Below are 26,543 nucleotides of genomic sequence, written 5' to 3'. Positions count from 1 at the left end.
TACCCAAAACTTTTTTCATTTTTAGGTAAAAATATAGGGAGTCAAAATGACTCCCTATACTAGAAACAGCTTAAATTCAAGCTTTTCTGGGAACCGAAATCTGCGGTGCTCTCCATAGTAGAGCTTTGCAGCTTTCTGTATGTAAGATTTTGGGATCTCAAATGTTCCCAGAAATAGCGCATTTTCAATTAGTGTTTCTCGGCAATAGCTGCCTGTGCTGCTGCAAGTCTAGCGATTGGTACTCTGAATGGAGAGCATGATACATAGTCAAGACCAATCTTGTGGCAGAACTCTACTGAAGATGGATCTCCACCGTGCTCACCGCAGATACCTACGTGAAGCTTTGGATTTACTGGCTTACCAAGCTTGATAGCTGTCTCCATAAGCTTACCAACACCTGTCTGGTCAAGCTTAGCAAATGGATCGTTCTCGAAGATCTTTGTGTCATAGTAAGCATTTAAGAACTTACCAGCATCATCACGAGAGAATCCAAATGTCATCTGTGTAAGGTCGTTAGTACCGAAGCAGAAGAAGTCAGCTTCCTTAGCGATTTCATCAGCTGTAAGAGCAGCACGTGGAATCTCGATCATTGTACCAACTTCGTACTCAAGCTTAGCGCCTGCTGCTGCGATTTCAGCATCAGCTGTCTCTACAACAACGTCCTTAACATACTTAAGCTCCTTAACCTCACATACAAGTGGGATCATGATTTCAGGCTTAACATTCCAATCTGGATGAGCCTTCTGTACTTCAAGTGCTGCACGGATAACAGCCTTTGTCTGCATCTTAGCAATTGAAGGATATGTAACTGCAAGACGGCATCCTCTATGACCCATCATTGGGTTGAACTCGTGGAGTGACTCGCAGATATTTCTGATTTCCTCTACTGACTTGTTCTTAGCCTTTGCAAGCTTCTCGATATCAGCATCCTCTGTAGGAACGAATTCGTGAAGAGGTGGATCAAGGAATCTGATTGTAACTGGGCATCCCTCAAGTGCTTCGTAAAGAGCCTTGAAGTCTCCCTGCTGGTAAGGAAGAATCTTATCAAGAGCAACCTCTCGCTCTTCCTCTGTATCTGAGCAGATCATCTCACGGAATGCTGCGATTCTGTCAGCTTCGAAGAACATGTGCTCTGTACGGCAAAGACCGATACCTTCTGCACCAAGCTCTCTAGCCTTCTTAGCATCAGCTGGAGTATCTGCATTTGTTCTAACCTTAAGTGTTCTGAACTCGTCAGCCCAAGCCATTACACGACCGAACTCACCAGCGATTGTAGCATCAACTGTTGGGATGATACCAGCATAGATGTTACCTGTTGTACCATCGATAGAAATTTCAGAACCCTCTGTAAATGTTGTGCCTGCAAGAGTGAACTTCTTGTTCTCCTCATCCATAGCGATGTCGCCGCAACCAGATACACAGCATGTACCCATACCACGAGCAACAACGGCAGCGTGTGATGTCATACCACCACGAACTGTAAGGATACCCTGAGCAGCCTTCATACCTGTGATATCTTCTGGAGATGTCTCAAGACGTACAAGAACTACCTTCTCTCCTCTAGCAGCCCAAGCTTCTGCATCGTCAGCTGTGAATACAACCTTACCACATGCAGCACCTGGAGATGCACCTAGACCCTTTCCAAGAGGTGTTGCAGCCTTAAGAGCAGCAGCCTCGAACTGTGGGTGAAGAAGTGTATCAAGGTTACGTGGGTCGATCATTGCTACAGCCTCTTCTGGAGTCTTGTGTCCTTCATCAACAAGATCACAAGCAATCTTAAGAGCAGCTGGAGCTGTTCTCTTACCGTTACGGCACTGGAGCATGTAAAGCTTCTTGTTCTCTACTGTGAACTCCATATCCTGCATATCATGGTAGTGATTCTCAAGAGTCTCACATACCTTGATGAACTCTGCGTATGCCTCTGGGAACTCCTTCTCCATCTGAGCGATTGGCATTGGTGTACGAACACCAGCAACTACGTCCTCGCCCTGTGCGTTGATAAGGAACTCACCCATAAGCTTATTCTCACCAGTAGCTGGGTCACGAGTGAATGCAACACCAGTACCTGATTCATTATTTAAGTTACCGAATACCATAGGCATTACGTTAACTGCTGTACCCCATGAGTAAGGGATGTCGTTGTCTCTTCTGTAAACGTTTGCACGTGGGTTATCCCATGAACGGAATACTGCTTCGATAGCAAGCTTTAACTGCTCTACTGGATCTGATGGGAAATCAGAACCGAGCTGATTCTTGTACTCAGCCTTGAACTGCTCAGCAAGCTCCTTAAGGTCTGCTGCTGAAAGCTCAACGTCAAACTTAACACCCTTCTTCTCCTTCATCTCATCGATGAGCTGCTCGAAGTACTTCTTACCTACTTCCATAACTACATCTGAGAACATCTGAATAAAACGTCTGTATGAATCATATACGAAACGCTCGAAAGCTGGATCTGGGTTACCAGCGATCATAGCTGCAACTACTTCATCATTAAGACCAAGGTTAAGGATTGTATCCATCATACCTGGCATAGATGCACGAGCACCTGAACGAACTGAAACTAAAAGTGGATTCTTAAGATCTCCGAACTTCTTGCCGTTGATCTCCTCCATTTTCTTAACACCTTCCATAGCCTGAGCCATGATTTCATCATTAATCTTGCGACCATCCTCATAGTACTGTGTACAAGCTTCTGTTGTGATTGTGAAGCCCTGTGGTACTGGAAGTCCAATGCTTGTCATTTCAGCAAGGTTTGCACCTTTTCCTCCTAAAAGATTGCGCATTGTCATGTCGCCTTCGCTAAACATGTAGACCCATTTGTTAGCCATTTCAAAATCCTCCTAACATATATATAACTTTTGATTTGTCTGTCTGTAAAAAACGGGGTTTTCAAACAGTCCGTTATTATTAAAACACAATTTAGACACCAATACAAACAAATTCGTTGTACAGTTAGTAGAAAATCAGGAGTGATTTTTGTGCATTTTTATCAAACAAGAGAGTTGTTTGAAACTTTGGCTCAATTAGCTAAAATGTATAATCATCTACAGATGCATTCAATGCGTATCTTTGCTGGCTATAAACCGCAGTTTTAAGCTGATTCTCGTCTTTTAATAGACTTTTTATTCTTTCTGTCATTTTGAGGTACTGTTTCGCCTCAAAACGATTTTCACGGGCTGTATACGTCAATCCGTGGGCAGTTTCGTTAAATGTCAGAATAAGCTGATTATGAAGAAATGCTTTTCTAGTTGCATCAACAATTTCTCCCTCACGATTGATATCGAGGAAGAAATCACACTCCCAGAAAAGTCTATCCAATGTAGACATTTTCACATTTGGATACATCACCACATTGTCATATTTCTCATGTGCCAAAAGCTTTGCGGACATTTCTGTAAGCGCGGTCACATGGAACTTCATCTCAGGCAACGCCTCCACAAGTTCCTTCAGCTTTTCAACGTTTTCTGTATTTGTACAAATAAGGGCAGATGGTCTACCCATGTTTTTCTTTTTAAATGAATAGATATAGCCAAGCTCATCCATTTTGTCCTCAGGGGCATTAAGCATTCTAAGACGCTCATAAGATGGGTGATTTTGCACTATTACCCTCTTGCATCTGTTAGCCTTACCGTCGAAAATCAAAAGCATATTGCCTGGAATTGCATCATGGGTTGCCTCCTGCCAAAACAGTATATCTTCCCTTCCATCTGATAAAGGTGGTAAAGCATTCGATACAAAAAATGGAACCGACAAAGAGTTAAAGAATATTCTGTGATTCTCAAGCCCCAGGGATTTCAGATAGTAAACCACAAACTCCGTGCGATTTTTGAAGAACAGGGACTGATCATCAATATTTAAAATGATGTCTCCTGTAACAAAGTTTTCAACAATGATTTCCTGGCCATTACCATTAAAATATGACTTGCTTACCTTCTGTGACTTTTTATTAAAGATAGTTCTGGCGTAAAGCATGCCATATTTATTATAGTGGTCGCTGGCTCTGACTTTGCCAGCATCATCAAGCCAATCCACCACCTTAACAAACCTTTTATTCTTAGGCTCAGCGTAAAAGATTCTACCTCTCTCCTTCGCTTTATCGTGAATGCTTCCACTGGTATTGTTGCCACTGATTTGCCAATACTTTGGTACCTGAATCTGGTTGAAGTAAAGAGGCTTTCTAGGACAGCCTTCCGCCTTCTTAAAATCTCCCAGAAAATGCTCAAACACATTTTCCACGCCATCAGGCAGAAAGCCATCGTCATTGATTGTGACCGCCTTCACCTCATAATCTGCATTCTGAAATGAGAAAAGCAAATCCTGGCTACCCATATTAAAATAGTCGAACAACAAAACTATGTCGTTTCTATTAGTTTTTTCCATTTTGCCTCCACTTCACTTGCAAGATATTTCTTAGCCTTTGAATAAGAATGCTTATGCATCTTTTCCAAATCCTCTTCTGTAAACAATTTACAAATTGCATCAACCATGGCCTTCTGCCTGCGACCCTTTTCCATTCCTATGGCATAAGGCAACTTGTAGCCATTCTTTCCCTGGTCGATGAAATTCTGATTACCGTAACGAACATCAAAACCGATAATTGGAAGTCCCGAACCAATAGCCTCCATCAATGTAAGTCCAAAGCCTTCACTGGTAGACGCTGATAGATATGCTTCGTACCTTGTATATACATCTGTCAGGTCATGCTGTCCCATCAATCGTATATACGAATCAGCTCCCAAGGACTTTATCTTTTCCTTCAAATCCTTTTCAGCAGCACCTTTGCCGTAGATATCTAACGAAATATCAGGCACCCTATCATGTGCAGCTGCCACTGCATCTATCATCCAATCAACGTGCTTTTCAGTGGCAAGGCGTGATGCTGTAATTAAAGAATGCGGCTTTCTCTCACCTGCTGGGTATTTAAGCTCAGTAAGAGCGCCCACCGGAATAGTTACAATATTAGGCTTGGCCCCGCAGTACTTATCAAACTGCTGCAGCAACAGCTTTCGCTGGTCTTCCGTCGCAGTGATGTAGAAATCTATTTCATCATGCATCGAGAATGAATACTCATAGTAATTGTTCCACAAGATATAATCATCATCCGTAGCCCCTTCGCTAAAATGGTCTGCGTGAATGACAATTCCAACCTTTGCATCTCCAACATTTTCAAGAATAGCCTGGCCCTGGCCTGTGGTTCTATCGATTATTACAATATCATCGCTGGTAAGCCCAAGCTTGCTTGTCATATAACCTACAAGCTCTTCCTTTGAACATATTAATTTATCTGGGAATTTGTACATGACATTGTCATCATCATTGATTTCCTCGTAAGCAAGGCTACCATCCTGATTGAAGAATCGTCTGTGATACAGATGTGCCTTGCCATCAAGTGGAGCATAGTATTCCGAGAACACACGCTTAGACATGAAATAGTCCTTGCGCACCAAACATCCTCTGGAAACCATTTCCACACGATGAACGAAATCCTCCTCCGTATTTACGAAGTAGACTCTGTAGAAATTATTATCCCCCTCAAAAATCAGCTTTCCTATTTTGCCATCTCGCTCATAGGAAAAAGATTTATCTCCAAGTGTCCCTTTCAAATCATCCAAGGTATAGGTGACAGAGCTCGGCTTAAAATCCGTAAAGAATGTGTATAACCAAATAATCTCATCATCCTCAAAACCAATATTTCTGGTCATATCGATAAGATTATCCTTGGAAAACATATCTGAAAATATGAACTTTGCCTCAGCTCCTATGTTTCGAAGTACCTTTGCTCTGTAGCTTTGAGCATACTCCACCCCTGAGCTGGCCCATCCTATTCCTAGATTAAAGTTGTAAATCATATATGCCCCTTTTCTGCCAAACTTTTATGGAAGTATGATGTGTAATCGGTTCTTTTTATCCATGCTTACTTCCGAAAGCAATACATTTCTGATGATATTTCGCTTGATGGAGTTTTCCATTTTTCTAAATGATTCCAAAGCCTCCGCATGATACTCAAACATAAGATTTCGCTGAGCACTGCTTCGTCCTGAAACCGCAGCCTGCAACTGCTGCAAATAGTCAACCTGCTCAATCCAAGCCTCATCAATTGCAGATAAAGCTGATACTCTAACGAAGTCGTTCATGGCACTTTCTGAGTCAATGGATGCCTTCTTTTCCTCAAGGGACTGCTCCACTCTTGCCATGATATATGCCTTCACTCTGTTTCTGTTTTTAAGATTGAGATAGCCCGAATCCTTCTCCATTCTGTAGGAGATGTTATCCAACAGATAACGATTCAGTGTGGTTACATCCAACTCCTTATTCTCCTTCAAAAACAGATCAACATTGTCCTCTGCTATACGAAGAAGACGGTCCTTTTCTACAGTACCACCATCAAGCAACATGTCTCTGGTGTCGTACATCAGCTTACGTTCCAATTGAAGTACTACATCGTAGTCCTTTGAAGTCTTTCTGTTTGTACTGCCAAGCTCTTCATTTATCTTTTGAGCGCTATTAACAATTCGCTTTATTTTTCTATCGCTTATACGTTTTGTTCCGTCGATGTATTTCTGAATCTTCTCCAGGTCAGTACCCTTTTCAACAATATCGTCCTCCAAAGATACAATGAACCTGCTGTATCCAGGATCACCCTGTCTTCCGGAACGACCTCTTGCCTGGCGCTCATCGCGGATGTTTAACATTCGACCCACACCAATAACAGCAAGGCCTCCCAGTTCCTTTACACCTGGTCCAAGCTTGATATCCGTACCACGTCCTGCCATGGATGTGGCAACTGTCATAGCTCCCATCTGGCCAGCTTCTTTGATAATATCAGCCTCCCAGAATGCGTTGTTGGCATTGAGCACCGAATGTGGCAATCCCTTTTCTACCAGCAAATGCGAAATGATTTCAGTATCTGCAATCATAGTTGTAACAATAAGAACCGGCTGGCCTGTATCATGCTTTTTGACAGCCAGACGAATGGCAGCCTCAAACTGCTTTTTCGAATCGCTGAAATACCAATCCGGACAATCCACTCGCTGGATTGGGTTGTTGGTAGGAATAACTACTACCTGTTTGCCATAAACATCATATAACTCGTCCTTTGCATCGTAGATAGTTCCGCTCATGCCCGACATCTTTGGGAACATAGAGAAGAAATTCTGATATGTGATGGATGCCATGGAACGATTTTCCTGTGAAAGCTCCAAGCGCTCCTTGCATTCAATAGCCTGATGCTGACCACCACGAAGCTTTACGCCCTTTAAGGTACGTCCTGAGCTGGCGTCGATAAGTGCAACTTCACCGTTTTCAGATATCATGTACTCTGTGCCCTTTTCGATAATCTTGTGGGCGCGAAGTGCCAATACCAAATGACGATATATTTCGAAATACTCTGGAGCAAAAATATTGTCGATTCCAAAGTACTCTTCTGCATATTCAAGTCCCTTTTCCGTGAACCATACGTTTTTCTCTTCTACTTCGTAGTCCTCATTTTCCCTCAAAGTACGCACAAAGAAATCTGCCGATTCGTATAGGTTGGACTGGACACGTGGAGCACCTGAAATAACAAGCGGTGTGCTGGCACTGTCTAGAAGTACTGAATCAGCTTCATCAATAATTATGAAATTGAATGGACGTAAGAATCTATCGCTGGCAGACTTTACCAGATTGTTGATAAGGTAATCAAAACCAAGAGCAGAGTGTGTCGTATATACGATATCTGCTTTGTAGATTTCTTTTTTTTCGTCGTTTTCGAATCTATCATCCTCATCACGCTTTACACCTGCCATAACAGAAAGGCCCATGAATCGATATGCTGGTCCCATTTCCTCCGCATCTCGCAAAGCCAGGTATTCATTGTTTGTAACAAGGATTGCTCCTTCTCCTGTAAGACCATTTAGATACATAGGTAAGGTGGCTGTAAGTGTCTTGCCTTCACCTGTGTTCATCTCTGCCAGATAGCCCTGATGTAAGGCCACGCCTGCCATAATCTGAACATCGAAAGGATACATTCCCAGCACGCGCTTGTCGGCTTCGCACATGGCAGCAAAAGCCTCTGGCAAAATCTTGTCCAGGGACTCTCCCTTCTCATAGCGCTCCTTGAAGGATGCAGTTAGCCCAGACAATTGCTGATCTGTAAGCTGCTCCATCTGCTCCTTGTATGCCTTTACCTTTTTCAGTTCTTTTCGTAGCTTATTTACAAGCTTTCTAGTTTTCACTATCGCTCTACCTCAATCTCTTCAATGGTAATTGAATGATATGTAAATTCCGTCATACCTGCATTTATCAGCTGCATTCTGTAGCTGTAGGTTTTAAGTGGGCATGAAAACTCTGCCTCTGTTCCTCTCACAGTAAAGTCTCCTGCCTCTCTTTCGTATCTATCCAAGAAAACCAAACGCACCAAATATCCACCTCCTGTAGGTGTATGTACGTTGATTTTTATGCGGTAATGACTCTCACCATCAATGATAGGAAGGGATGGTTCGATACGCTGTGCCTGATAGTTGGTTAGAGAATACCACTCCTTTATAACTGTTCCTGGTGGCATCAGCTCATTTTCAAAATGTACGTAATTCTTCGCTTTGTAATCTATTTGCGAACCATACAGATAAGTATCTGAACTGTATTCGTTCCAATAGATTGTCCAACTTGCCTTTTCCATTTATTTCTCCAAACCTGCAATTACACTCTTCCATTTCTCAAGAAGATGCTTTGTAGTAAACTTCTGTCCTATATCGTAAGAATAAACCTTTGCCTGGTTCCAATTGAAAAGACTTCCTAAGAAGTAATCCAATGCAACAGGTATTCTATCAATCTCCGTCATGACGAATCCGTTGTAGCCATTTTGCATATACTGTGTTTCGCGTCTGACTATCTGAGGGATGGCTGAACTGATACAGTTAATCTGTAGGAATAAATCAGGATTGTGACGCATATCAAGCATGATACGCTGCTCACGAATACACTTGCTGACTGATAGCTCATCTACACACTGCTCCACAAAAAATCTGATAGGAATTTCTTCCTGCTCCTCAGCTTCCATATCTTCGTTTTCCGCAGTATCATCCTCTTCATCATGGATTACCATTCGTCTGTCAAAGCCGGCCTCTTCCAAAATCTCTGCAATCTTATTAAGAAGCTTTTCAGGCAAATCATAGGTGGCGTTTCTTGTGAAGATGCTGATTACCGCATTTTCATTCATCTGCAGATACTTGGCCAAAGCAATCATCATTTCTTTGAAACGAGCCTCTGGCAAGCCATCTACAGGTACAAGAACCTTTTGAACCATCAGCTTTTCACTGATACCAAAATCCATACGTGAATCGTAAGGAGAAATATCTGTGATATTAGTGATTTCTTCTTCCATCTCTCGCTTCAAATAACGAGTGGTTGCCTCAGAATCCGTGATGATGTATCCTGCCTTTTTTACAAGTGGTCTGGAATCCAAATGATCCTTTATGCGATATCTATCTCCGTAGAAAGATAGAATACATTTCTTTTTTCCTATGATGTTCTGTGCTGCCAGATAGTTTAACTCGTGCATGGCAATACAGAAAACATCATCTCCATTATCATCCTCAATATGTGCTTCAAGCACTTCCAGGATTACATCAGTAAGACTCATGTAGATTGTCTCTTTGAAAGTCCTGGTCTCTGTTGTGTCATCAGATTTAAAAACCTGATATGTGTTGCAGCTGGCATTGATTTCCACCGCACCTGTTTCAGCATACACACGAAGCTTTGTAACACCAGCCTCTGTCAGATAATCGGTGTAGAGCATGCGTCCATTATCATAAACCTCCGTAGATGAAACGAAACCTCTGTCATCGTAAATGTTACGACGGCTAAGCACCTCTTTCTTGTACATACTAACCTGAATAGGGTTGCCTGCTTCACCAAAATCTATCTGGGCGTACTTGGTATTATGCAGATATGCAATTACAACAAATGGGGTATATACGAATTCGATTCCTTCTGGCCAATCCAGATTGTGAAATGAAAAAACCGCTGCCTTCTTTTTCTTAACCTCCTGAATGGCATCAAAACAAGACCAGTATGGAGCATGAAAAACTCCCTGGCGATGTAGGAAATGTCTGAAGTTTGGAGCATGACTCAAAAGAAGAATCTTAAAATCACGCATACCGCTACGATAAAACATCTGAACCTGTTTTACCGTATCATCAAACTCTGTATGCATTCTTCGTGTGTGCCAACTCTGCTCGGACTCTCTCCACTCATTCTGTTGATACCAAGCTGGAATAAAATAAAGCATCGCAATTACCTCTTATAGGAAAGGCACGTAAGCATCGTAATCTCTTACTGCCCTAAGTTCTCGATATAAGTTACAGTTGATACTTGCCAGTGCAATAAGAATAGATGGCAAACTGATAACTGTTGATTCTACATAACCTCGTAAATGAAGGACTAATGGAACAATAATGAAAAACCCCATAAACATTGCTGAGAAAAATGCAATCCAAAATACTCTTATAGAAATGAATCTTCGTGTATTTTTACCAGATTTGAGACCTGTGATACTGTCTCCTGCTTTTTGCAAAGATTCTGTAAGATTCTTTGGACTGATAAATACGAATGAGAAAATAATCGTAATTATGTATAGCACTACCGTATATACAGCAATTCCAAGGGTATGTGCTGTATCCATGTTTTCGTATACCCACTGTAAATTTTTGTCGTTAGGGAACAGCATACTAAGTCCCATAGACGCATACACTGGTAGCATGAAAAACGCAGTAGAAAACATAACCGGCATCATTCCGATTGGATTTAGCTTGATTGGGATATAGTTTTTATCAGAATAAATATTGTGAATAGATATTCTTTGCATAGGAATACGATATTCACTGTTTTCAAATATGATTGTGCATATCACTGCCAAAAATCCAATTCCACCAATAACATGCATTTCCCATAAGCCAGAATTCTTGACTGTGTGAACCACACTATCCAGGATATTTACATAAATAAGAACTGTCTGACCACCTATACCGTATTTACCATTTCGAGTGGCAAGCCATAAAATCACAAAAGCTCCTGTCACCATCTGAAATCCAGATATGATTTTTGCAATGATAAGCTGAAGCCCACCATCAAAAACATAAATTGTGGAATTAACAGTAAGATATGCCTGGACGCTAGCCCATACAAACATCAAAATAAGAGTTGCCATGGTGATTTTTTTAGGAGAAGTGTGTGCCTTTGAATCAGCACGTTTAACAGCAACTATTACCTGAACAAAGAGCATGGAAAACATAAAAGGAGAAATACCCAGTGCCAGCAAGCTGGTTTTGTATCTATCTCCTCCGATTGTCTCCATGATAAGATCTCCAGAGGTACTCTGGAATGCTTTGTAAGCTTCTAAATCAACTCCATATAAAGGAAGCTCTCTACCAACAAGGTAAACTCCCATTATTATGAAGGTAAATATTAATTTTTGAATAAGTGTTTTGGGAAAAAATTTTTGTCTCAACTGATTATCCTCCCCCCATTATGCACTTTTATTTTACTACACTAAATGTAGAAAAAATAGAGGCAACCTTTCGGTTGCCTCCAACTATTAGAAAAGTGTCTTAGTTATTTTCTTTCTCTTTTTCCTTTTCTTTTTTAACCTTATCGTATGTAACTTTTCCAGTAATCAATGCGATAATCCACCACCAGAAACCTTTTCTTGCAAGGCTTTCATCTTCTGTGACTGTAATGCCCTTAGCAACATCATCATCTGCGATTTCTGTTACTTCAGTTTCTGCCTCATTTACAGCCTCGATTGTACGGCCTTCTACGATTAACTCGCGGCCACCTGTCACTTCTTCGCCACCAACTGCGTCGTCATTTACAACACCAAGTGGAACTCTTGCATCATCGATAGGTGTGATTGCCTGGTTTGCAATAGCACCTGCTGCTGGCATAACTGTCTGCGCAGAAGCTGCTGGTGCTGCTGTAGATGCAGATGCTACAGGAGCAGATACTGTTGCTGCAACTGCTGCTGACTCGCTTGCAGATGCGCTTGTACTAGCTGCAGTAGAAGCTTCCTGGCTGGCTACTGTTGATGCCTGCTGGCTTGCTGCTGTGCTTGCTGCACTCTCAGATGTGCTTGTGCTGTTAGAAAGACTTTCTGCAGTTTTTGTGCTGTTAGCAGCATACTGTGACCATGCACTATCAAGCTCATTAGAACGAGCCACATACTCGTCTACCATTGACTGGTATCCTTCAACCTGTGAACCAGTAGATGCAATTGCTGCTGATAAAGATAACATCTCTGATGCTAATTCAGAACGCTCATCCATCTGGCTATTCATGAATGCGTAGCCATAGTAATCTTTGCCTTTATAATGTCCGTTTTCATCTGCCTCCATAGAATAGCTCTGTCTTGTGATTTTGAATGTCTTTATAGTGCCATCATCACCTGTAAATGTATATGAAAACAGTTTGCCGTTTTCTCTTATGCCATTGTCTTGTAAAAACTTTTCAACAATATTGATTCCTGAAACATAAGGAGAATAATTCTCTATAGAAATATTTCTTGGAATTGTAATATTTGCAGCAACATCTTCCTCAGAAAGCTCAGACCATCTAAAGAGACTTTCTCCTCTAGCATTAGCTGTTACATAATCATAATATTCCTCATGAACCTGTCCATCGGTTCCTAAATAAATTGTACAGAAATGCTTTTTATCATATCCATCCGGTGTGTAATATTTAATCTGTGCGCTATCAATATAATTAGGATCAGCTTTTCCGTCAATTACAAGGTTATATTTAATCATTGTAATTGCAAGAGGTCTGCCAGCGTGTTCAAAATAATCAGTATCTAAACTCTTGTTCTTAGCAGCTAATGCTTCTCTCTTTGCTGTTTCAATCGCCTGAGCAGCTTTAACATCTTGCTCTAATTTATCAAGCTTTGCAATGTTATAGTTCTTAGATGAATAATCCTCTGATGTTGTAGTCATTGTCTCTGAATAGCTTTCATACTGAGATTCTGCCTCTGATGCTGAAGTAGAAAGTTTCTCAGATGTAGATGATAATTCACTTTCAACTGTAGAAAGTGATGCTCCTGACTCAGAAATCTGTTCCTCCGTATATACGGTAGCTACCTCTGCTGTATCAGAAAGGCTAGCATCAGTTTCTGCATCATTTTCTGCATCATTTGTTGATTCAGTTGCAAGAGGAGCTGCCTTTCTCATAGCTTTAAGCTCAATCTTGTTTTCAGCTAACTCATTCTCATCAATTGATTCGTCTCTATAAGCCCCTCTAAGAATGGTAAATACATCGTCATTTGTATCCTCAGCTAGAGCCGCAGGAGTTTCTTCTGCTGGAGTAGCTGGTGTCTCTGCTACTGGAGCTTCCACTACTGGAGTTGCTGGTGTCTCGACTGGAGCTTCCTCTACTGGAGTTGCTGGTGTTTCTGCTACTGGAGTAGATGGCACTTCTTCTACTGGTGTAGCTGGTGTCTCTGCTACTGGAGCTGGAGTTTCTACCGCTGGAGCTGGTGCTGCAACTTCTACTGCTGCTGGTGCTGGCGCTGCAACTTCTACTGCTGCTGGTGCCGGTGCTGTAACTTCTACTGCTGGTGCCGGTGCTGTAACTTCTACTGCTGCTGGTGCTGGCGTAGTATTTACAACTATCTCACCTGCTGCTTCTTCCATTGCATATACTAAATCGGCATCGCCAAGTAAAGCTGCTCCACCTACTGAAGCACCTGTAATGGCTACTCCTTTTAATAAACTTCTTACTTTCTTTTCACCCATTTTTCATTCCTCTCTTTCACAAATTCCTATTCATTTATTTGTATATATTTTATCGGTAAATTGTGAACTTTTTTTGCTCCCCGAAGGCCAATTATTGCCATATTTTCCCACTTCTTGCCAGTTCACAGAATGTTCAAACTGTAAGAATTATCTGTCAAAATCCTCCTTCAAAACACGCTCATATTGACCCTTAAACCAGGCACCAATTCCAGCGGTATTATCGTTGTGGCGACCGTGTAATCCTTTACCGTAAACCTGCACACCTGCAGAATTTAATTCTGTGATTAGCTTGTTATAGGCAGTTGAATCATAGTCATCTTCTATCATATAAGAAACAATAAATTTGGTATGACCAAAGTCTGTGTTTCTTATCTTATTCCATAATCTTTCATTCAATCTTTCAACAGCTTCCCTATCTGTACCTCCACCATATCGTTTTAGGATATCTAGTGAAGTAGGAAATCCCTTTGGTCGCTTCAGTGTCTCATTAGCAGCAATATCTCCAAGGCTAGCCAATGGCTTTCCGAGAATAAGTGCATGGGGCCTCATATTGCAGCCATAGTATAATGAACCGATTGTTCCCATAGAAATTCCAGAAAGGATTAGCTGATCTGGATAGAATCCCAGCTTATTCAGATGCTCATCAATTATCTTAACCATCAACGCTTCAAACTCTGGGCTTCCCATGTAAAATCCGCCACCTTCAAAGCGCTGCTCTGCAATCAGCAAAAATGGACATCCCATTTTTCGCATCATGTAGTATCCTTCAAAGCCTTCCTGTGTTTTATAACCTGAAAAGTAAACCGCAAGGGGTGGTTTGAAATCACCTGGATCAAAGTAAGAGAAAATCTCCTCTCTCTCAGATGTAACATATCGCTTACCACCTACCAAAAAGGCTCCTAAATCCCATCTAGATACTCGATCGTGTAAAGCTATAATATTCAACTTTCCCTGACCTGCTGCACGAAGTGATACAAACAGCTGTCCATCCCCATTTCGGCCTTCAATAAGGACCGGTTCTTTCAAATCTTCTTCGCTAAATGTCCATGAATCTCGAACGTCAGATAGAGAGCCTGGCACAAACTGTGTAATGGATAATGATATTTCTACAGTGTCATCCTTTTCGTACTCTAGCCAAAATTCCAATCCTTGGTCTTTTACTATTGGGATATTATTCTTCCAGAAAGCAACCTGGGTGAACTGGTTGCCGTAATCACCTTCCAATTCAACGGCGTATTGGCCATTCCATCTGATGCTACCTTTGAAACCTTGGGCTACGCCAACATTCTCCGGCTTAAACTTCTCTCCGTATGGATGTGGAAAATATTTCTTAGTCTCATTTGTCAGGAAGTCCTGTATGTCCTCCACTGCCAAGTTGCTGGCCATTCTTCGGTTGAATAGTCTCGTGGTAGGTCTATTAAGCTTGAAATCTCCCACAATGAAAACGCAATATGACATTGACATCTTGAGAACTGTCTCTGCCTCTTCATCATCCAGATTTCTTTCAACCACAACTATCTCATAAATATCTTTCTTCTTTTCAATTGTGTCACCTGCAAAGATTATCTTTACATTGTCCGGATATTTATATTTAGTTGCCCAACTTTCTGTACCAATCTGTAAAATTCTAATCTTATCCATTAAATCTAAGTCCTTCGTGCAATATAAAAGCCCAGCATGCATTACTACAAGCTGGGCTATAAATCTTAATTATCTCTTTCCTCTATCTTCAGTCCAAGTGGCTTATCCAAAAGTGAAAGGATACTAGCAACTGGAACAATATAGAGTGCCTTAACTGCTACCTTGAATGAATCAAGATTCTCCCCCTGTAGTGCTACTACTATTATTGCACAAATTATTATTCCAAGCCAAATACATAAATCAGAAACTTTTTCATTCATAACAACCTTTATGATGATTGCAATTACAAGTATCGCAATTGCGATAGTCCAAGGTGTAGCAAGAACTACTCTTAAGCCTTCACCAAAGGAACCTATATTACTCATGTTGTATGAAACTACATTCTGAAGGAATGCTGCTCCATTTTTGAAATACCATAAGTATAATCCCATAGGAACAGCTACGGTTATCCAACCTTCAATTGTTGAAAGCCAGAATGTTCTATATCCTTTTCCATCTATGCCATCTACTTTGAATTTAATTGCAAAGAATACAATTAGTATCGCCCAAAAGAATACATATCCTGGTTGAAGGAAAAGAACTAATCCTAAATCAATGGCAAGTAAATATGTGTGATGTGAAAGCATGCCGCTCTTTAGCTGGCGTGCTACATGGTAGCATGTCAAAGACATTACGAAGAATAATATTTCCTCTGCACCAGCATGGGTAAGTGCACCCCATTCAAAGATAGCTACTGCCGCTGCTGCAACCCAGGCGAAAATATTAGATGTGTAAAGCTTTGCTGTCTTATATAAGAATAATATAGACACAAAATTGAGAGCTGTCTCCATGATGAACTGAACCAAATGAGTGTCTGTTGGTAAATAGCCAAGTCCAAAGAACTCATATACAACCGGTCCGTAGTGACCATCCAATTCAACATATGCTAGATATCCTTCTCTTACTGAGTACGCAATATTAAGAATCTCTTCCTGCACCTCAGTAAAGGCATTTGCAATCCATGGATTAAATGGACTTGATATCGCAACGATTCCAGTGATTACTACAATCGCAAGGAATTCTAAGCACCTTTTTAGATTTTTGTTCATATATTACCTCCTACGCATAATATAAAGAGTGGAAAATGTCTGACATCTTCCACTCTCATATTATAGTTCACTTTCTAGTTACATTCCACATACTTTTGTGAATTATTTCTCACTTGTAAATTTAATTACTTGTCTGTATCTTCAACTTCTTTTTCAACAATGTTTCTCTTATCCTTAGCAACTTTTCCAGTAATTGCTGTAATTATAATAAGAATCCAATACCACCAAACTCTTCCACCTAAACCGCTCTTTGTGATACCAAGAGGTGTATCTTCATCCTCGATTGTTGTGTATTCATCATCAAATTCTGATAATAAATCATCTGTTGAATCCAATCTTACAGCAAGAGGTACCTGCTGTTCTTCGATTGTAGTCTCTGCTCCTCCAATCTCGTTGAATGAAGAAACTGTGCTTGTAGATGAAGCATTTGTTGAAACTTCATTATATGAAGAAGTTGTTGTTTCTGTCTTTGTAGTAGCAGTACCATTTGTCTCGCTTGCTGATGCAGGAGTGCTTGATCCACCATTTCCAGTGTTATTATTTGCAGTGCTTGCAGCTGCAGATGCACTAGCAGACTCAGAAGCACTTGTGCTTGCTGAAGCTGAAGCACTCTGACTAGCTGATGTGCTTTCGCTTACTGATGTACTCTCGCTTGCTGATGTACTCTCACTTGCTGAAATGCTTGTGCTTGTTGATGCACTCTCACTTGCTGATGCGCTCTCACTTGTTGATGTACTCTCACTTGCTGAAACACTTGCACTTGCTGATGCACTGTTGCTCAAGCTTGCTCTTTCTGAAGCACTAAGGCTCATGCTCTCTGACAAGCTAAGGCTAACTGAAAGTGACATGCTTGCACTCTCTGAAAGCGAAATACTCTCAGATGTTGAAGCTCTCTCGCTAAGTGATACGCTTGTTGAAAGGCTCTCTGATGTTGAGGCACTCTCACTAAGTGAAGTACTTATGCTTGCTGAATCACTCAAGCTTGTTGATGTACTTAATGACTCACTTAATGATGCTGAATCACTCAAGCTTGTTGATGTACTTAATGACTCACTTAATGATGCTGAATCACTCAAGCTTGTTGATGCGCTTGCACTCTCTGATACTGAATCACTTAAGCTTGTTGATGTACTTACACTTGCTGATTCACTTGTGCTTGTTGAAGCACTCTCTGATGCACTTGTACTTACTGATGTGCTGGCGCTTATTGAAGCACTTTCACTTGCTGAAATACTTGCGCTTGTTGAAGCACTTTCACTTGCTGAAATACTTGCGCTTGTTGAAGCACTTTCACTTGCTGATAAGCTCTGGCTCACTGAAGCACTTATTGATTCTGATGTGCTTGTGCTAGCCGATAGGCTTTCACTTACAGATTCAGAAATACTCAAACTTGCTGATACACTCTCACTAATTGAGATGCTTGTACTTGTGCTTGCTGATTCACTTTGGCTAAGTGATGCGCTTGTTGACTCACTCAAGCTTGTTGATGTGCTGGCACTTGTCGATGCACTCTCACTTGCTGATGCACTTGCGCTTGTTGATGCACTTGTACTTGCTGATGTAGATGCACTTGTTGATTCACTTGTACTTGCTGATGTAGATGCACTTTCTGATGCACTCTCGCTTGCTGATGTGCTGGCACTTGTTGATGCACTCTCGCTTGCTGATGTAGATGCGCTTGTTGAAGTACTTGTACTTGCTGACTCACTATTGCTAAGCGATGTACTTGTTGACTCACTCAAACTTGTTGATGTACTTGCGCTTGTTGAAGTACTTGTGCTTGCTGATTCGCTCTGGCTAAGTGATGTACTTGTTGAGGCACTTTCACTTGCTGAAATACTTGCGCTTGTTGAAGCACTTTCACTTGCTGATAAGCTCTGGCTAAGTGATGTACTTGTTGACTCACTCAAGCTTACTGATGTGCTATCACTAAGCGATGCACTTGTTGAAGTACTTGTGCTTACTGACTCACTATTGCTGAGTGATGTGCTTGTTGACTCACTTAAGCTTACTGATGTGCTATCACTAAGTGATGTACTTGTTGATTCACTTACTGATGCTGAATCACTTAAGCTTACTGATTCACTTGCACTTGTTGATGCACTCTCACTTGCTGAAACGCTTGCGCTTGCTGATGTGCTTGCGCTTGTTGAGGCACTCTCACTTGCTGAAACACTTGCGCTTGTTGAGGCACTAGCACTTGCTGAAACACTTGCGCTTGTTGATGCACTCTCACTAGCTGATGTAGATGCACTTTCTGATGCACTTATACTTGCTGACTCGCTATCACTAAGTGATGTGCTTGTTGACTCGCTTACTGATGCTGAATCACTTAAGCTTGTTGAAGTACTTGCCCTTGTTGAGGCACTTTCACTAGCTGATGTAGATACACTTTCTGATGCACTTGTACTTGCTGATTCACTCTGGCTAAGTGATGTGCTTGTTGACTCGCTTACTGATGCTGAATCACTCATGCTTGTCGAAGTACTTGCACTTGTTGAGGCACTTTCACTTGCTGATGTACTTGCACTTGTTGATGCACTCTCGCTTGCTGATGTGCTTGCACTTATTGATGCACTCTCACTTGCTGATGCAGATGCACTAGCACTTGCTGACATGCTCTGGCTTACATACTCTGATAAGCTTGCGCTAAGTGATGTGCTAATGCTCTCGCTCATTGAAGCACTTTCGCGTGCTGATTCACTAAGCGACTGTGATCTTGATAATGAAGCACTATCAGATGCTGCTGCGCTTTCTGATAAAGACTGACTACGAGACTCCGATGCACTTTCTGATGAAGCAGCGCTCTCCGATACTGACTCACTTCTGATTCCAGACTCGCTCTGTGAAGCCTCTGCACTCGAGCTTACAGATGCCTCCCAAGATGAAGACTCTGATGCGACCTGGCTTGCTGATTCTGAAAGCGATGTTACCTGGCTTCTCTCCTCAGCATAGTCATCTTTTCCTGTATTGAAATCATCTTCTGAATAATATACGTAACCTTTCTTTCCAAAGTTACCATCTTTAACTTCACCAAACTTGTTGGTGTAAGTATCACTACCATCATTCTGCTTAGCAACAAATCTTGGAGAAAAAGTTGTTGTTGCACTGGCAGCATTTGCTGAAGTGTAAAGGGTGATATACTGTGCCTCATTAGAAGCGCCATTCTGATCATAATATGCCTTTAATGTATAAGTACCATCACCGTTTTTATATAAGTTAGAACTCTCAAAATAATATGTTTTACCATCAATCTTGATGGATGTATAAGTACCCTTCCAGCTCCAGTAGTTAGTATTTTTCTTGGATACCAATTCAACAACATTTCCCTTTTGATCTGTCAATGTTGTGTAAGTGTTGTTGGAGATAACACCGATTGTTCCATCGGCCCTATTATTATAAATACCTCTAAATGTATTGTTCCAATCATTATCAATTGTAGAATAACTATCTCCCAATTCATAATAATATGAACCATTTCCGTCAATATATTTTGACCAGTATATATCTCTTACTTCAGTTGAATATCCGTTACCATATGTCTCTGAAGTAATAGAGAACGTACCATCATCGTTAAGGACAACCTCTGCATCTGTTTCTACACCGTTGATATAGTAAACGCACTCTGTAGATTCTGTTCCATCATATTCTGTATGTGTCTGGTATTCCCAAGTAAGAACATTACCATTACCATCTGAATATTTAACAGTCTTCTGAACAACCATGATTCCACCAACAACATATGGATTGTCATGTTGATCGGAATTTTCTGTTCCACGGAATCTTGCACCATCTCCTGCTGCAAGTGCATTACCATTATCATCAACTGTTACATAATCAAAATATGCGTACTTTGTCTCACCAGCTGCATCAATGTATGTTACCTTTACACTGTTTGTTGTGTAGCTGCTAGAGTCCCACTCGCTGTATACGATTTCGCCAACATACCCCTCCTGATAGAATGCATACTGAATAAGAAGGTTTGCAAGCTTATCGCCATATCCATAATAGTTATTTGAAGAATCTGAATGGTTGAGCCACTGGCCATTTGCCTTAGCTACCTCCTGAGCAGCTTTAAGCTCTTCCTGTGCCTGCTCAATTTCCTTAATAAGATTCTCAAGATAATCATCCTCTAATCCTGCCTCTGAGAAAGATGTAGATGCTGATTCATATGCAGCCTCTGCCTCAGACATAGCTGTAGAAAGGCTAGCCGACTCTGAAGCTAACTCCTGTGAATTAGATGTTGATGTACTTGCAATTTCATCATTTTCTGATTTTAATGAATCTGCTGATGATGCCGATGTAGATTCGATTTCAGAAGTCTCTGTTGAAAGAGATTCTTTAGATGATTCAGATGTTGATTCTATCTGAGAATCCTCTGTTGATAATGAAGTGCTAGCTGATTCAGATACAACTGCAACTTCAGAAGCAACATTAGATGCGTTTTCATCTACTGGTGTGTTTTCATTTACTGGAGCAGTCTCATCAAGATTAGCTGCAACCTGTGTATCTGTATTTGTAACGGCAGATGCTTCAAGATCAACTTCTTCTATTTGAGTTGAAGATTCAGCAACAGCCGCAACCTCTACTGTCTCCTGCTGTACTGACTGAACTGTGGTCTCAACAACCTGCTCTGCCTGAACCTGTGTTGTCTCAAGGACGATAACCCCTTCGGCATTAGCAGCAGCCTGTTCTTCGCCAAGCTCAGCAGCATACGCTAAATTAGCATCACCAAGCACTGAAGCCCCGCCAACTGTAGCGCCTGTGATTGCTACTCCCTTTAACAAATTCTCGACCTTCTTTTTTGACATCCTTGTACTCCTTCTATTTAATATACCATTACAAATTTTTGTCCAATTATCATTTAATGTTATTCTATCACGCAATTTATTTTTTTAAATAGAATTTCGTAACTATTCTTGCCAAAAAAGTTACATTTCTGCCAAATAATAATTTCTTGTCAAATTTATAACGATATATCTTCTCTTAAAACTCCGTGTACTGTAAATCTCATGCCCGATGTTGAGCATGTCGACAGGGTCACCACCCTATCTGCTGAGGTAACTTCCTCTGTATCCACCACTTCGTATGAATGACGAAGCAGCTCTGAAATGTAATCATCGAACTCTTCACAATCTGAATATGGCACCGCATAAACCCAAGATGCAGCCTCCGTATCAAAGTATGAAAAAATCTCATATCGCATTTTCGAATCAGGTGTGATTATTTGGAAATATCGATGTTCATCCAAATATCCTTCCTCTGATTTGTAATATTTCAATGTACCAAACATTGAGAGGTTTCTCATGTTGTGGCCATAGATAATGCTGTGGCTATCTTTAAAATCAGGATAATTGTATCCCTCCAGGAAAATGGAACCAGCCTTTGCACTTTCACCTTCCATTGTGGTTCGAAGATATGTCTCATCATCGCCTGAATACAAAATAGGATAACTAATATCCGTTCCTTCTACGTAAATCCACGCAACCACGTCTGGGTTAATCTGCTGCAGTGATTCAAAATCAACATCTATCATGCTGTCCCATGAATCCTCACTGGCCTGCTCATTTATTATTATATATGAAGAATTAAGCTCGCTGTATAAACTGTTTGAGCTATGATAATCCATGAATATATATAGGAAACCGCTCATGGAACCAACTATGATTACCAAACCAAGAGCCAGAAATACCTTTGGGTTAACCTTCGTATTTTGCTTTTTGTTTTCAGCCTTTTCCTTATCCTGACTTTTATCACCTGCATTTGAAAGCAACAAGCCAATGATTAACAACATCACCGCTATAACTTTTCCTGTTATTTCAGAAAGCCATGATGCAATGTAACCTAAAAAAGGAACATGGGCCACTACCCTTCCAATGACATTCACATATGCTACTGGAACAAAATCTTCATTGTTATTTGCATCGCCCTTTGTGGTGATTAGCTTCGACTGTGAATCAATAGATGTGATTCGGTGAGTCACCACACTGGCTCCAGATTCGAAGGCAATCACATCCCCCTCTGCCAGCTGGTCAAACTCCGTATTCTTCACATAGACAATGGAGCCTACTGATATTGAAGGCTCCATCGATCCTGATATTACATTATATGTTTGTATACCTAGCAACTTTGGTACCGCTACTGGTAAGCATGCTAGAATTATTAATCCAATTAAAAGGTTTCCTGTTACTTTTAATACTCTAGTATTCATTGTGCTAGTTTAGTTTTTCCCTCTCGTTTTTTTCTTTGATTGTTGCGGCAATGGTAGTCACGACAACCAACGAGCCAAAGACTATCATAACTACCACATCACGTTTGTATCGCTCAAAGGTAGCCATGTTATCTAATCCAAGCGGAACTTCCTCTTCTTCAATTTCCACTTGCTGCTTTGATTCGTCTACTACTTGCTCCTGCGTTTGTTCTTTGTTGTCAGTATCTTCGCTAGCATACACTGGCAGGGCTATGAATAAACTCAAGCATAATATTAAAATGCTCTTTTTAATCTTTCCCCTCATATTCTCTTTTGCTCCCCTGAAGAAACTAATAATACATCTAAAAACTTTACGCATGTTTCCTCATAGACAGTGTAACATATTTTCACCCCGTACTGAAATAATTGGCAAATAAAGAATTAAATTGGCAAGTATTAATTAAAAAAAAGAGGAAGCAAAACGCTTCCTCTTAAAAACTTATTTATTCATTATCGTCGTGTTTTTCAACTTTTACAAGTTCCTGCTTTCTCTTCTTGTTTGCAATGTAAAGAGTAACAAGAATTGAAGCAACTGCAATGATTGCGATGATGATTCCAATAATCATATTGCGAATCAATGTATCGCGCGTGCCACCGGCCTTAGCAACTTCTTCATCGTCGATGTCTAAGATACCACCTGGTGTATTGTCATCTTCGATTGTTTCGCCGCCATCATTTCCTGCTGCGCCTGCACCTGCATCGCCAGCACCGTCTCCATCACCTGCATCGGCACGGTTGTTTACTGTACCACCGTTGCCACCATTGTTCTGTCTAGTAACTGTTGTGTTTCCACCACCAGTTGTTGTTCCGGTAGATCCTCCGTCTATGTACTCGTATTCGTACTCATACTCTGGATCACCTTCTATTGTTGAAGAAGATTCCTCAGTCTTTTCTATTACTTCTGTTTCCTCACCAATAACACGCTTGTGATATTCGAATGTGAAAACTGTATCCTTCTTAAGACCCTTTGAAGCTGTTCTGTAGTAGTAGTCAGGAACATATCCTTTGATATGACGAGCTGGAACATAAACTACTTCGCCTTCTGCTGCATAAAGAGTTTCATCTGGCAACAGCTCATTTGCATCTTCGTCTACATAGCGAACAGTGTATGGAATAATATTTCCAACACCGTAAGCCACAACATAAGATTCATCGCCTACAACATGAAGTGTTACGTCCTTATTTGTATCCTTTACTAAATCATCACTACCAGCAACTCTAAGTCCCTTTACATAATATTTAGAAGTATTTGTTTCAGAATTATCTACATTAACTTTAATAAGTTCAGTGAAGTTAAATTCAACATCTTTACCATACTTCAACCCACTGATTATCAGATTTCTACCTGACTTTGATACTTTATAAGTCTCATTTAGTTTTGCTACCGCTGCATCATCGAAATACGCTTTTTCGTTATTTCCAAGAGAAATCTTAATTCTGTAGGTATATGTAGGTGCTTCTGTAGTGGCTTCTGTAGTAGTTTCTTCTGTAGTAGCCTCTGTTGCATTTACTACTGTAGAATCAAAAGCAAACACTGATAATAAGAAGGCAAGTGTAAAGATTACGCTAAAAGCTTTCTTTAAGATTTTCATCTTAGGCCACCTCCTTATTATTTCTAGTCATTCTAAAGTACATATAAATAAGGAATAATCCAAATAATAATGCAATACCACAGAATACAAGTGGTAGAATGCTATCTCCTGTCAAAGGATTCTCGCCAAACAATGGTGTATCCTCATCCTCGATGACAACAATCTTTGTACCATTTGGAAGCGTTCTTTCTACCTTCTTTGACACCTTCTGTTTAGCGTGATTTGTATGTGTTGTGAAAATAGTTTTTGTGTTTGTAATTGTCTTTGTTATAACAATACCATCTTTATTATCTGACTCTGGCTCTGCAGCAAACTGAATATTCAACTTACCAACTGCAGTCATATAGCTGTTAGACTGTGTATTACCATCAAGTGCAATAATTACTGTAACTTTTCCGCTATCACCTACAGCTAATGAACCAAGATCAAAGTAAGCTTCACTGTTTCCATTTACCTGAGTAAGACCAACAACATCGTCGTTATCACCACCGACAGTTTCACTATCAAAAAGTGGTGTAGTAGATTTGTCTGAAAGGATTTTGTAAGTATAAGCACCACCTGTTGCGTCACTGCCTTCCTCAAGTGTTTTTACAACATTTGCATCCATGTAGAAGTTTGCTGCTTCTGTAGATGCATTAGTGTATGTTACCTCATATGTGATTGTATCTCCTGGCATTGCTCCAGAAACTGTAGCCTTATCAGCATCATATGTAGTTCCAAAAGTGTCTGTACCATCATATGTAACAGTCCATGTAACTGGATCTAAAGTATCTGCAAGAGCTTCAGCTTTTAATCCTATAAATCCTGCTGCCACTATAGTGAGAGCAAGGACAATATTCATATATTTCTTTTTCATCATTACTCTCCCTTAGTTAGAACTATTGATTGAAGTAATATTACCATTTGAATCGATTGTTGCCTCAACACCCCAGGCACCAAGAATTGCTTCTGCGCCACTGTGTGTCTGAACTGCATCAACACGAACCTCTATCTCAAATGTCTTGCCATCGTAGCCGTATACATTCTTAACAATGGTACCGTCATCATTAACATTCGTTTTTGTAACACCATCAAGAATTTCTCTTTCAAATGAGATGCCATCTAGAAACTGTACTTTTTCACCAACCGTCACAGGTTTTCTGCAATAATACACAGTTCCTTCTGTGGTGCTCTCATTTTTATCTATGAACCAATCATCTGTTGTCTTCAGAGTGATTACTGAAGGATCTAAGCGTGTATCTTTCGAGCCATCATTCTTAATCCAGCTCTTTCGTACAAGTACTCTTACGTACTCATCATAAGCACCTGTATTTTGTATCTGAACATGTTCTTCATAATTATGATTGACCTTAAGTGGATTTGTCTCGGTAATCTGTTCAGTTAATGCCGTAAGCTCAAGCTTTCCAACCATATTTTGTTGATTTGAATCAGAACGGCTCATAGCTACACTTACATAACCACCATTTCGCTCTTCCTGCAAATCTACATTAAGCTCTTTTGTTTCAAATGAAACTTCCTCAGCAGCATCGGAATAGCTCATAGCTGCTCTTGTTGCTCCCACAGAGCTTCCAGCTACAATAATTAGTCCGAGAACAAGTATTGTTAAAGGGTTCTTAAATAATTTTTTCATTAATTATTCCCCCCTTCACTTGTACCTTCTTTTGGTTTTGAAGTATTGTCATGGAACTTAGCATTAAACACATCCTGCTTCATTATTACATCATTCCACGCTGCTACCAACTTGCCTGTCTTGTTGCCATCAGCATCTTTCTCATCAACTGCTTTTGCAGCTTCCTGAACGATAACTACATTGAATGTATCATAATCCAGTCCTTTTGGAGGCTCAATTGTGAGCTTAAGTACAGATGATACTGCATCTTTTGCTAACATCTGATTGTAATAGTAATAGCCATCATCTGCGTTGTAGCTCCAGCCATCACCACTTGTAAACTTTACCCCATACTGTGAACCGCAGATTGCCTTTACTCTAACAAACACATCATAGTCACCAGTATTTGTAACAGTGATATCTTTTACCCACTCTTTAGCATCTTCTTTTGGAGTAATCTCTAAATCTCCCAAATGAACTGTAACTTTTCCAACTGCCTGATGGGAATCTGTGAAATATGCCATTGCTGGCTTTATGCTTGTTGCACCGATTACTACAAGAGCAGCGGCAACAAGTAAATATTTTCTATATTTCATTTGCCTC

Annotated in this window: 17 protein-coding genes; all 17 read right to left on the bottom strand. The window is 40.6% G+C overall.

Features of this window, described 5'->3' with window-relative positions:
- Positions 1-188: 188 nt before the first annotated feature.
- Positions 189-2,828, bottom strand: coding sequence for a pyruvate, phosphate dikinase (gene ppdK / locus CRN97_RS02420; RefSeq protein WP_090479709.1), 2,640 nt, complete (start codon positions 2,826-2,828; stop codon positions 189-191).
- A gap of 199 nt (positions 2,829-3,027) precedes the next feature.
- Positions 3,028-4,380: an accessory Sec system glycosylation chaperone GtfB gene (gene gtfB / locus CRN97_RS02415; RefSeq protein WP_097075886.1), complete on the bottom strand. Its 1,353-nt coding sequence runs from the start codon at positions 4,378-4,380 to the stop codon at positions 3,028-3,030.
- The gene (gtfA, locus tag CRN97_RS02410; RefSeq protein WP_097075733.1) at positions 4,353-5,849 is read right to left on the bottom strand and encodes an accessory Sec system glycosyltransferase GtfA; all 1,497 of its coding nucleotides are present in this window, start codon (positions 5,847-5,849) and stop codon (positions 4,353-4,355) included. Before gtfA ends, gtfB begins: the two co-directional genes overlap by 28 nt.
- Before the next feature lie 24 nt (positions 5,850-5,873).
- The gene (gene secA2 / locus CRN97_RS02405) at positions 5,874-8,213 is read right to left on the bottom strand and encodes an accessory Sec system translocase SecA2 (RefSeq protein WP_242961989.1); all 2,340 of its coding nucleotides are present in this window, start codon (positions 8,211-8,213) and stop codon (positions 5,874-5,876) included.
- A complete protein-coding gene (gene asp3, locus CRN97_RS02400; protein WP_044933747.1) occupies positions 8,213-8,656 on the bottom strand; it encodes an accessory Sec system protein Asp3 in 444 nt (147 codons plus the stop codon). The genes secA2 and asp3 overlap by 1 nt, the downstream gene beginning before the upstream one ends.
- On the bottom strand, positions 8,657-10,267 hold the full coding sequence (gene asp1 / locus CRN97_RS02395; RefSeq protein ID WP_097075731.1) for an accessory Sec system protein Asp1: 1,611 nt from the start codon (positions 10,265-10,267) through the stop codon (positions 8,657-8,659).
- Positions 10,268-10,279: 12 nt separating this feature from the next.
- The gene (locus CRN97_RS02390; RefSeq protein WP_179670650.1) at positions 10,280-11,425 is read right to left on the bottom strand and encodes a preprotein translocase subunit SecY; all 1,146 of its coding nucleotides are present in this window, start codon (positions 11,423-11,425) and stop codon (positions 10,280-10,282) included.
- A gap of 160 nt (positions 11,426-11,585) precedes the next feature.
- Positions 11,586-13,760, bottom strand: coding sequence for a hypothetical protein (locus CRN97_RS02385; protein ID WP_097075729.1), 2,175 nt, complete (start codon positions 13,758-13,760; stop codon positions 11,586-11,588).
- A gap of 147 nt (positions 13,761-13,907) precedes the next feature.
- On the bottom strand, positions 13,908-15,401 hold the full coding sequence (gene asp2, locus CRN97_RS02380) for an accessory Sec system protein Asp2 (RefSeq protein ID WP_097075728.1): 1,494 nt from the start codon (positions 15,399-15,401) through the stop codon (positions 13,908-13,910).
- Between the two features lie 65 nt (positions 15,402-15,466).
- On the bottom strand, positions 15,467-16,489 hold the full coding sequence (locus tag CRN97_RS02375) for a hypothetical protein (RefSeq protein ID WP_097075727.1): 1,023 nt from the start codon (positions 16,487-16,489) through the stop codon (positions 15,467-15,469).
- Positions 16,490-16,614: 125 nt separating this feature from the next.
- Positions 16,615-21,300, bottom strand: coding sequence for a hypothetical protein (locus CRN97_RS14305; RefSeq protein ID WP_179670649.1), 4,686 nt, complete (start codon positions 21,298-21,300; stop codon positions 16,615-16,617).
- Positions 21,301-21,455: 155 nt separating this feature from the next.
- Positions 21,456-22,700, bottom strand: a complete 1,245-nt coding sequence (gene srtB / locus CRN97_RS02365; protein ID WP_097075726.1) for a class B sortase — start codon at positions 22,698-22,700, stop codon at positions 21,456-21,458.
- A 4-nt stretch (positions 22,701-22,704) separates the two neighbouring features.
- Positions 22,705-23,058, bottom strand: coding sequence for a hypothetical protein (locus tag CRN97_RS02360; RefSeq protein WP_097075725.1), 354 nt, complete (start codon positions 23,056-23,058; stop codon positions 22,705-22,707).
- Between the two features lie 124 nt (positions 23,059-23,182).
- A complete protein-coding gene (locus CRN97_RS02355) occupies positions 23,183-24,331 on the bottom strand; it encodes a hypothetical protein (protein WP_097075724.1) in 1,149 nt (382 codons plus the stop codon).
- Position 24,332: 1 nt separating this feature from the next.
- A complete protein-coding gene (locus CRN97_RS02350) occupies positions 24,333-25,187 on the bottom strand; it encodes a hypothetical protein (protein ID WP_097075723.1) in 855 nt (284 codons plus the stop codon).
- A 12-nt stretch (positions 25,188-25,199) separates the two neighbouring features.
- Positions 25,200-25,961, bottom strand: a complete 762-nt coding sequence (locus tag CRN97_RS02345; protein ID WP_097075722.1) for a hypothetical protein — start codon at positions 25,959-25,961, stop codon at positions 25,200-25,202.
- Positions 25,961-26,536: a hypothetical protein gene (locus CRN97_RS02340; protein WP_097075721.1), complete on the bottom strand. Its 576-nt coding sequence runs from the start codon at positions 26,534-26,536 to the stop codon at positions 25,961-25,963. Before CRN97_RS02340 ends, CRN97_RS02345 begins: the two co-directional genes overlap by 1 nt.
- Positions 26,537-26,543 lie beyond the last annotated feature (7 nt).

This window comes from Pseudobutyrivibrio ruminis DSM 9787 (assembly GCF_900218035.1).
Lineage (GTDB): Bacteria > Bacillota > Clostridia > Lachnospirales > Lachnospiraceae > Pseudobutyrivibrio > Pseudobutyrivibrio ruminis.
Note: the sequence above shows the minus strand (reverse complement) of the source record. Positions and strands in the feature narration are given on the sequence as shown.

Excerpts from the sequence above, each read along its gene's own strand:
- ppdK (WP_090479709.1), bottom strand. The coding sequence starts at position 2,828 with ATGGCTAACAAATGGGTCTACATGTTTAGCGAAGGCGACATGACAATG.
- gtfB (WP_097075886.1), bottom strand. The coding sequence starts at position 4,380 with ATGGAAAAAACTAATAGAAACGACATAGTTTTGTTGTTCGACTATTTT.
- gtfA (WP_097075733.1), bottom strand. The coding sequence starts at position 5,849 with ATGATTTACAACTTTAATCTAGGAATAGGATGGGCCAGCTCAGGGGTG.
- asp3 (WP_044933747.1), bottom strand. The coding sequence starts at position 8,656 with ATGGAAAAGGCAAGTTGGACAATCTATTGGAACGAATACAGTTCAGAT.
- asp1 (WP_097075731.1), bottom strand. The coding sequence starts at position 10,267 with ATGCTTTATTTTATTCCAGCTTGGTATCAACAGAATGAGTGGAGAGAG.
- CRN97_RS02390 (WP_179670650.1), bottom strand. The coding sequence starts at position 11,425 with ATGGGAGTTTACCTTGTTGGTAGAGAGCTTCCTTTATATGGAGTTGAT.
- CRN97_RS02385 (WP_097075729.1), bottom strand. The coding sequence starts at position 13,760 with ATGGGTGAAAAGAAAGTAAGAAGTTTATTAAAAGGAGTAGCCATTACA.
- asp2 (WP_097075728.1), bottom strand. The coding sequence starts at position 15,401 with ATGGATAAGATTAGAATTTTACAGATTGGTACAGAAAGTTGGGCAACT.
- CRN97_RS02375 (WP_097075727.1), bottom strand. The coding sequence starts at position 16,489 with ATGAACAAAAATCTAAAAAGGTGCTTAGAATTCCTTGCGATTGTAGTA.
- CRN97_RS14305 (WP_179670649.1), bottom strand. The coding sequence starts at position 21,300 with ATGTCAAAAAAGAAGGTCGAGAATTTGTTAAAGGGAGTAGCAATCACA.
- srtB (WP_097075726.1), bottom strand. The coding sequence starts at position 22,700 with ATGAATACTAGAGTATTAAAAGTAACAGGAAACCTTTTAATTGGATTA.
- CRN97_RS02360 (WP_097075725.1), bottom strand. The coding sequence starts at position 23,058 with ATGCGTAAAGTTTTTAGATGTATTATTAGTTTCTTCAGGGGAGCAAAA.
- CRN97_RS02355 (WP_097075724.1), bottom strand. The coding sequence starts at position 24,331 with ATGAAAATCTTAAAGAAAGCTTTTAGCGTAATCTTTACACTTGCCTTC.
- CRN97_RS02350 (WP_097075723.1), bottom strand. The coding sequence starts at position 25,187 with ATGAAAAAGAAATATATGAATATTGTCCTTGCTCTCACTATAGTGGCA.
- CRN97_RS02345 (WP_097075722.1), bottom strand. The coding sequence starts at position 25,961 with ATGAAAAAATTATTTAAGAACCCTTTAACAATACTTGTTCTCGGACTA.
- CRN97_RS02340 (WP_097075721.1), bottom strand. The coding sequence starts at position 26,536 with ATGAAATATAGAAAATATTTACTTGTTGCCGCTGCTCTTGTAGTAATC.